The organism is Kitasatospora cystarginea, from assembly GCF_039533515.1.
GTDB classification, from domain to species: Bacteria; Actinomycetota; Actinomycetes; order Streptomycetales; family Streptomycetaceae; genus Kitasatospora; species Kitasatospora cystarginea.
Genome location: NZ_BAAATR010000012.1, coordinates 189,205 through 196,495, shown reverse-complemented (window position 1 = coordinate 196,495; position 7,291 = coordinate 189,205). Strand labels below are relative to the sequence as shown.

Here is a 7,291-nt window from a genome sequence, read left to right as displayed (position 1 = left end):
TCCACGGTGAGTCCGAACTGCCGTAGGCGGCGCACCAGTTCGCGGGCCGCGCCGTCGTGGCCGGCGCCGATGCTCGCGGACACCACCGTGACCCGGCGGGGCGGCGTACGGTCCGTCCGCGGAGCCCGACGGCCACCGACCACCGCCAGATGGCGGACCTCGGCCTCGGCCGTCGCTGCGGTGCCCATGGCTCCGCTCTTCGATGGCTTCGGGGTGTGGGGCTGAGGCATCCAGGGCTCCTCGCGCGGGACACTGCGCCGGAAACCTCCGTCCGGCGGTGCGGCTCAGCATCACTCCGGAAGCCTGAAGCCAGCCTGAAGCAAGCTGAAGATCACTTCAGTACGCGCGGAGTCCGTGACCCGGCCGCCTCGCACGGTTCGCGGCGGCAGGGGACGCCGCCGGCAGGATCGGCGAGAGGCCGCGGACGGGGGCAACGGCGAAGAGTGGAGCGGGAGTTCACCGGGTGAGCGGGGCGGGAGTTCGCCGGGGCGGCGAGCGGTGAAAGCAGCCTGCCCCGGCAGTGAGCCTGGGCAGACCACGGAAGCTGCCGGGGCAGGCTGCGCCGAAGCGGACGGCATCCGGCCCCGTGGCGCGGACCACCGAATCCCGGAGGTCTTCGTTCCGCGGATCCCGCCGCGGAACGAAGAGCGCGGGCGGCGGAGTCGGCCCTGCCACGTCGGTTCTGGTTCAGTTTGGCCTTGAACCCCACCAAGATCGTTTCTTGGTGGGGTTCAGGGCCAAGCCAAGGCCGCGGCGGGCTCCGGTGCGGAGATCAGGAGCGGACCAGCCGGGCGATCGCGGCGTTGGCTTCCTTGAGCTTGAGCGCGGCCTCGTCGCCGCCGGCGCTGACGGCGTTGCTCACGCAGTGCGCGAGGTGCTCCTCCAGCATCTGCAGCGCGAAGGACTGGAGCGCGCGGGTGCTCGCGGAGACCTGGGTGAGGACGTCGATGCAGTAGGTGTCCTGCTCGACCATCCGCTGGAGGCCGCGGATCTGGCCCTCGATGCGGCGCAGTCTCTTGAGGACGTCGTCCTTGTGGTTGCTGTAGCTGTGCTCGACCATGGGCCTACTCCGGTTCCCTGAAGTGCTCGGCTCCCGCCCTGCCGGGCGGACACCTCCATCGGCGATGCCGGCCGGATCTGCCGGTGTGTCACTCGCGGCGGCCGTCTGACGGGCGTGTGCCACGCCACCGGCCAGCCTACTTTACCCGGGGGCGGTATCCGTGGAAACGGATCCGGCCGGGACTGCCGGGACGGTTCGGGCCTGCTGGGCGAGCGCGGCGGCGGCGGCCGGCGCCAGGAGTACCGCGCCGATCGCCAGCCCGGCGGCGGTCCCGCTCGGGCCGCCGGAGAGCGTGCCCGCCAGCAGCGGGCCCAGGCACTGGCCGAGGGCGAAGGCGGTGCTCCTCGGCTGTGCCGAGCCGGCCCCGGGTGTCGTCGTCGGCGCCGCGGGCCGGTGCTCGCTTAGCGCGTCCACGTCCGATCCGGGGCGCTTCGCGGACCAGCGGGCGAGGGTGGCCCGGGGGTGGTGCGCCGCGGGTCGACGGCGCGCCACCCCCGGGGCTTCGGTGGCCGGCGGGTCAGACCAGCTCGTACCCGGCCTCGTCGATGGCCTCGGCGACGGCTGCGCGGTCCAGCGGCTGCTCGCTGTCGACGGTGACGTCGCCGGTGGCGAGGTCGACGGCGACAGCGGTGACGCCCGCGATCCTCTTCAGCTCCGCAGTGACGGAACCGGCGCAGTGTCCGCAGGTCATGCCCTTGACGACGTAGACCGCCCGGGTGCCGGCCTCGGCGACGGGGGCGGTGCTGCACGAGCCGCCGCCGCAGCAGGAACCTGCGACCTGGGCGACGTCTTCGGTGAGGAGGTTCTCGGGCATCGGATGCTCCCTTGCTGGATCTCTCTCACGCGCGGGGCCGACGGCCGAAGTGCACGGTCTTCGCGGTCAGCAGGAACAGGTCGGACCGCCGGTCGACACCCGCCGGGTCGGCAGGGTCGAGCAGCCGGTCCAGCACCGCCAGGTCCTCGCTGTCCAGTGCCCCGTCCAGCGTCGCACGCTGCCGTTCCAGCAGCCGTCGCACCGACCGCCGCGGACCCTCGGCGAGCGGCGCGGGGTGGTCCACCAGGAACGTGCGGCTGCGCACCTCGGTGAGCCGGGCGGCCCGCAGCATGCCGGGCCAGTCCTCGACCACCGTGACCGTGCCGGGCAGTTCGGCCCGCATCCGGGCGAACCGGTCGGCCGTCGCGACGTCCAGCCGCTCCTGCAGCCCGGGACGTCCGAAGCCCAGGTCGCGCGGCAGCCAGCGGGCCGGCAGACCGCCCTCGACGATGGCCAGCGCGCCGCCCGGGCGCAGCAGGCCGGCCAGTTGGTCGAGCGCGTCCTGCTGGTCGCCGACATGGTGCACCACCTGGCCCGACCACACCAGGTCGGCCGGGCCCAACTCGCCCAGGTCCGAGGGGAATTCAGCCAGTCTGGTGCGCAGCCGGACGCCCAGTCGCCCGGCCCGCTCCTGCGCGCGGGCCAGTAGCTCCGGCGTCCCGTCCACCGCCGCGACCTCGGCCTGCGGGAAGAGGGCGGCCAGGCAGCAGGCCGCGACACCCGGACCACTGCCCACGTCCAGGATCCGGCGCGGACTGAAGTCGGTCAGCTGCCGCAACTCCTCGAAGGCCTGGCGCACATAGGGGCTGTGCGTCTCACCCTCCACCTCCAGCAGATCAGCCATCGCGGCCCAGTCGAAGTCGTTCGTCACACCAGCTCCAGCAGTTCGTCCGGCAGTGCGCCGGCCAGTTCTCCGTCGATGGGGTCCGGGTTCAACGCACGCACGGCCGCCGCCCCGGCGGCCGCGGTCCGACGGCGGGCCCGGGACGGCAGCGGCGCGGCATCCGGTCTGCCGACGCCACCGCCGACGGCCAGTTCCACGTGCATGGTTGGACACCTCCTGCCGCCGACCATGCGTCCGGGCGCTCTCAGTTGACAAACCATGTTGCCATTTCTGCAATAGGGGGATGGAAGATGTACTCGCCGCCGTCGGGCCCAGGCTCAGGAGCATCCGCCAACAGCGCGGGTGCACGCTCGCCACGCTGTCCGAGACCACCGGGATCTCGGTCAGTACGCTCTCCCGACTGGAGTCGGGACAGCGCAGACCGAGCCTGGAGCTGCTGCTGCCGATCGCGCAGGCCTACCAGGTCCCGCTGGACGAGTTGGTCGACGCGCCACCGGTCGGCGACCCGCGGGTGCGGCTGAAGCCGGTGGAGCGCGGCGACTCGACGGTGATCCCGCTGACCCGGCAGCCCGGCGGACCGCAGGCGTTCAAGATGGTCGTCGGCACCAGTCGCAGCAAGCCGGAGCCCCGGACGCACGAGGGCCACGAGTGGCTGTACGTGCTCAGCGGCAGACTGCGGCTGGTGCTCGCCGAGCACGACATAGTGCTCAAGCCGGGGGAGGCCGCCGAGTTCGACACCCGGTTGCCGCACTGGTTCGGCAGTACGGGGGAGGGACCGGTGGAGATCCTCAGCCTGTTCGGGCCGCAGGGCGAGCGGATGCACGTCCGCGCGAAGCCGCGCGCGAAGTAGGTGTCGGGCAGGGGGAGTTCCTCCGTGCTCGGCACCGGGCCGGTGTCGAGTTCGACCGACTGGTCCGGCCCGGCCGGGACGAGGACCACCGCCCCCCTTCGTGACCTCGCTGCTCCGCTGGCTCCACGCCGACGGCGTCCTGGTGGCGCGCACCCGGGTGCTGCCGTACTGCGGACCGTGCGAGCGCGCGCTGTACGGGAAGTTCGTCAGGGGCGACTGCCCTTCATACGGCGCCCAGATCGAGGACCGGGCCGCCGGTGCGGCGGGCCGCTCTCAGATAGCCGACGATGTCCGCGGCGTGCGGGTTGAGCAGGAAGTCCTGCAGCCAGGTGGTGTGCGGGGTGGGAGGCGCCATCGACTCCACCCCCGGGGTCCAACGGATGCCGGCCGGCCGGCGGATGTCGTGAGGGGGGTCGAGGGGACGCGAGCGGGGCGGGCCCGGACAGGCTGCGGATGGCCATGGCTCCTCCGGAGTGCGCGCAGGTGCCCCGCCGGGGACGGCCGGTGCCACGAGAGCACCCGGGGTCGTCCGCCAGTCTCGGCCGCGGAGCCGGACCCGAGCCAGTGATGGGTGCGGGGGCCACGTGTTGGCGGGTGGATGCCACGGCTCGATCCGGACTGAGATTCGAATATATGCAGTCATATAAACGAAGAAATGCTCCCTTTGGGTATCGCGATGCGGCGCTACGCAAGGCCGTTCGGGTTAATAACCACATCGATATTTTGATCGTGCTGTGTGTATGCGCTGGATAAATCGGCCCTTGTTGTAGACAGAGAATCCGCTTTGCCGATCACATTGGGAGCATCATGAAGACCCGCGCAGCCGGTCTCGTCGTGTCGGGACTGACCTCGTTCGCCCTGGTAGTGCTGGGAGGCAGCCCAGCGCACGCGCACTCCGACTGGACCTCGGACGTCATGCCCGGCGACATGGGGACGAGCAATTCCCCCTGGGTGGACGCGCTTCTCGGCCAGGCAGGAACGGAGGACAGTGTCAGCCCCGAAATGGCACCTCCCGAAGAGGGTGCTGCGCAGGCCGACGAAGGCGCCGACGGCATCGAGTCGCAGGAATTCGAGGGTGCGCCGGAGTGGGAGAACCGCCACCGGACGGCCGGACCGGCGGAGCTGCCCGGCCTCGCGTGGGTAACCCCGCGGGGTAGCCATTGCGACGAGCGCTGCGAGGAGCGCGACGAGGACCATGGCAAGGGTGGGGAGCGCGACGAGGACCATGGCAAGGGTGGGGAGCGCGACGAGGACCATGGCAAGGGTGGGGAGCGCGACGAGGACCATGGCAATGGTGGGGAGCGCGACGAGGACCATGGCAATGGTGGGGAGCGCGACGAGGACCATGGCAATGGTGGGGAGCGCGACGAGGACCATGGCAAGGGTGGGGAGCGCCACGAGGACCATGGCAAGGGTGGGGAGCGCGACGAGGACCATGGCAATGGTGGGGAGCGCCACGAGGACCATGGCAATGGTGGGGAGCGCCACGAGGACCATGGCAATGGTGGGGAGCGCAGCAAGGGTCGCGAGCGCGGCAAGGAGCACGGCAAGGCGCACGGCAAGGGTCGCGAGCACGGCAAGGACCAAGGGCAGGACCAGCAGCAGCAACAACAGCAGCAGCAGGACCAGTCGACGAACGCTGACCAGACGTCCAACCAGACGGCCAACCCCATCCAGGACGGCACCGGCAGTGCCACCTCGAACCCCACCCAGGACGGCACCGGCAGTGCCACCTCCAGCCCCACCCAGGCCAACAACCCCATTCAGACGTCCAGTCAGACCCAGGGCAACCAGACCATCAAGGTCTCGATCACGAACGACAACACGGTCAAGCAGGAACAGGAGCAGGAGGGCGCCAAGGCCCTGGTCGTGGAGCACGGCAAGGAGGGCCACAAGCCCAGCCGGGGCGGCCACCACCACGAGGAAGGTGAGGAGGGCCACCACCACGAGGGGGGCAAGGAGCACCACCACCACGGTGAGCTGGCCCACTCGGGTTCGGTGCAGACCCCGATGATGCTGCTCTCCGCGCTGCTCGCGACGGTCGGCGCGATGCTGCTGGTACTCCGCCGGGCCACCCGGGACTGACCGGGGCTGTCCCCGGGGAGGCGGGGCCGGACCGGAACGGAGCGAGTGGAGGCAGCGGGCACAGGCGCCGGAAGGAAGCAGGTAGAGAAGCGGACGCGGAGAGCAGAAGGCGAGTACCGCGTGCGCCAGGTCGGGCGGATCCCGGCCCGGCGCACGCGGTGCTGTCATGCGAGTTCCGGTTCGCTCGGCCTGCCTCCCGCAGGAGACGGAGGTATCCCGGTGTAGTGTCCGTCGGGTCCTCTAGGCTCACAGAACTCACGGTCCGGAGGGTGAGGGCGGTGGCGAAGGCGAGGTCATCACCCGATACGACTATGGGGGAGGCTTGGATGAACAGACGGCTGATGGCCGGTGCGGCGGTCGCGGCGGGACTGGTCCTGTCGGTGAGTGCCTGTGGGCCGGAGGGGGACGGCGAGGCGGCGGGGGCCACGTCGACCGCCTCGGCGGCCGGTCATACCTCCTCCCCGGGTGCCCGGGCCTCCGGCTCCGGCGTGCCGTCGGCCTCCGACACGGTGAGCGCGGCGCCGAACGCCTCCGCGAGTACGGCTGCGCCCTCGGGCAGCGCCGTACCGGCGAGCCCGCTGGCGGCGTCCGACTCGGCGTCACCGGTGACCTCGCTCTCCGCGACGGCGAACGGACCGGTCCCGTCGGGGACGGCCGCGCTGCCGGCGTCGGACAAGGCGGCGGGCAACTGCCAGTCCAGGCAACTGCGTTGGACCCTGGTGCACCTGGAACACGCACAGGCGGCATCCGGGGACCCGGCCGTGGCGCGGCTGACCGCGCAGAACGGCGGCGGTGCGGCGTGTGCCTTCGACGGATATCCGTGGTTCCGGGTGCACGTCGGCAAGGGGCTCGAGGTGGTTGCGGTCGCGGCCAGGACGGCGCCTGCCCGGCTGGTGCTGGCGCCGGGGCATTCCGCGGTCGTCGACCTGCACTACAGCGAGGTGCCGGGCACCGGCGGCATCTGCTACTTCCCGTCGGACGACCTCGCCCAGGGGCAGGTGCTTGCGCCGCACGCCGCACCGCACGAGGTCGGTCTCGGGCTCAGGATGACGGACGCGCACGGTAAGCGGATGGCGATCGCCGTCTGCGAGAACCACATGTGGATGAGCGCACCCGTCATGAAGTGACGCTCCACCAGGGCGCCCGGCCGGTCGCGTACGCGGTCGATCTGGCAGAGCCTCGCGCCCCGGGTGCTGCCCGCTGCGGATGCGCGCGGTCAGGTTGCCGTTGGTGCAGAGCCCCACGCTTCGGGCGCTGCCCGGCGAGCGTCGCGGTTCTCAGAGGGCGCGGCGGATGCGGAGCGAGGCGGGGAGCGGCCGTGGTCGGCGGGGTGCCGGCCGGGGGGGGCAGGGGTGAAGCCGTGCCTGGTGAAGAACTCGAAGGCCGGGTCCTCAGGGCCGTACACCCCGACCCACTGTTCGGTGGCGACGCGAGCCCGCTGCTGCGCCGTCGCGGCACCGATCAGCGCGGTGGCGATGCCCTTCCCGCTGTGTCCGGGGGCGGTGCGGAGGGTGTAGATCTCGCCGGATCCGACGGTGGTGATTCCGCCGGCGGCGACACCGACGATTTCGCCGCCGGCCCGGGCGAATGCCGTGAGGCCGCCGGACCGGGCGGTCGGGCGGCCTCACGGGGGCGGTC

The 7,291-nt window shown here is 71.8% G+C and carries 9 protein-coding genes and 2 pseudogenes; 3 read left to right on the top strand and 8 right to left on the bottom strand.

All coding sequences use genetic code 11. The annotated features are described in order from the left end of the window. The 6 genes and pseudogenes from ABD369_RS16295 to ABD369_RS16270 form a co-directional block, all read right to left on the bottom strand. A pseudogene (locus tag ABD369_RS16295) lies at positions 1 to 188 on the bottom strand (UDP-N-acetylglucosamine--N-acetylglucosamine transferase); the annotation flags it as partial. A 584-nt stretch (positions 189 to 772) separates the two neighbouring features. Next, positions 773 to 1,183 carry a metal-sensitive transcriptional regulator gene (locus tag ABD369_RS16290; RefSeq protein WP_425557633.1) on the bottom strand — a complete coding sequence of 137 codons (411 nt, stop codon included), beginning with the start codon at positions 1,181 to 1,183 and terminating at the stop codon, positions 773 to 775. An 18-nt stretch (positions 1,184 to 1,201) separates the two neighbouring features. Beyond that, a complete protein-coding gene (locus ABD369_RS16285; RefSeq protein ID WP_344637115.1) occupies positions 1,202 to 1,474 on the bottom strand; it encodes a hypothetical protein in 273 nt (90 codons plus the stop codon). 103 nt (positions 1,475 to 1,577) lie between these two features. Beyond that, entirely contained in the window at positions 1,578 to 1,874 is a 297-nt protein-coding gene (locus ABD369_RS16280) for a heavy-metal-associated domain-containing protein (protein ID WP_344637114.1), read from the bottom strand. 25 nt (positions 1,875 to 1,899) lie between these two features. Continuing rightward, positions 1,900 to 2,745: a class I SAM-dependent methyltransferase gene (locus ABD369_RS16275; protein WP_344637113.1), complete on the bottom strand. Its 846-nt coding sequence runs from the start codon at positions 2,743 to 2,745 to the stop codon at positions 1,900 to 1,902. After that, positions 2,742 to 2,921 carry a hypothetical protein gene (locus ABD369_RS16270; protein ID WP_344637112.1) on the bottom strand — a complete coding sequence of 60 codons (180 nt, stop codon included), beginning with the start codon at positions 2,919 to 2,921 and terminating at the stop codon, positions 2,742 to 2,744. The genes ABD369_RS16275 and ABD369_RS16270 overlap by 4 nt, the downstream gene beginning before the upstream one ends. Before the next feature lie 80 nt (positions 2,922 to 3,001). On the opposite strand from ABD369_RS16270, the gene ABD369_RS16265 reads away from it, so the two are divergent. Continuing rightward, a complete protein-coding gene (locus ABD369_RS16265; protein ID WP_344637111.1) occupies positions 3,002 to 3,568 on the top strand; it encodes a helix-turn-helix domain-containing protein in 567 nt (188 codons plus the stop codon). 223 nt (positions 3,569 to 3,791) lie between these two features. Here ABD369_RS16265 and ABD369_RS16260 read toward each other — a convergent pair whose 3' ends face one another. Further along, entirely contained in the window at positions 3,792 to 3,923 is a 132-nt protein-coding gene (locus ABD369_RS16260) for a hypothetical protein (protein WP_344637110.1), read from the bottom strand. Positions 3,924 to 4,375: 452 nt separating this feature from the next. On the opposite strand from ABD369_RS16260, the gene ABD369_RS16255 reads away from it, so the two are divergent. Next, complete coding sequence (locus ABD369_RS16255) at positions 4,376 to 5,653, top strand: hypothetical protein (RefSeq protein WP_344637109.1); 1,278 nt, start codon at positions 4,376 to 4,378, stop codon at positions 5,651 to 5,653. Positions 5,654 to 5,979: 326 nt separating this feature from the next. Then, positions 5,980 to 6,780, top strand: coding sequence for a DUF4232 domain-containing protein (locus ABD369_RS16250; RefSeq protein ID WP_344637108.1), 801 nt, complete (start codon positions 5,980 to 5,982; stop codon positions 6,778 to 6,780). Positions 6,781 to 6,869: 89 nt separating this feature from the next. Here the strand turns inward: ABD369_RS16250 and ABD369_RS41150 are convergent. Beyond that, a pseudogene (locus ABD369_RS41150) lies at positions 6,870 to 7,235 on the bottom strand (GNAT family N-acetyltransferase); the annotation flags it as partial. Positions 7,236 to 7,291 lie beyond the last annotated feature (56 nt).